The 243-nt window shown below is 80.2% G+C and carries 1 protein-coding gene; it reads left to right on the top strand.

All coding sequences use genetic code 11. The annotated features are described in order from the left end of the window. Window positions 1-243: hypothetical protein (locus tag SB717_RS38820; protein ID WP_410908583.1), on the top strand; the 243-nt coding region annotated here is incomplete at both ends.

The following is a 243-nucleotide window of genomic DNA, read 5'->3' as shown; positions in this document are numbered from 1 at the left end:
CGCCGAGGCCGTCCGCTCCGCTGCGGCACCGGCCGACGGCTCCGAGCCTGCAGCGGTCCTCGTGCTCGCCCAGGCCTCGATGGCCGCTGCCGCGGAGGCGGCCGGCGTCGACCTCCCCATGCTCACCTCCCCGGCCGGCGGCGTCGCCCGCCTGGTGGAGGCCCTGACCCCGTCGGACCCGGGAACGCCGGACGCCAGCGCGGACCGTGCGGCGCGTCCCGGGTCCGGCGGAACCTCTGCGGC

This window comes from Priestia sp. SIMBA_032, assembly GCF_046535215.1.
GTDB classification, from domain to species: Bacteria; Bacillota; Bacilli; order Bacillales; family Bacillaceae_H; genus Priestia; species Priestia aryabhattai.
The sequence above is the reverse complement of the archived record's forward strand: the minus strand, read 5'-3'. Positions and strand labels throughout refer to the sequence as shown.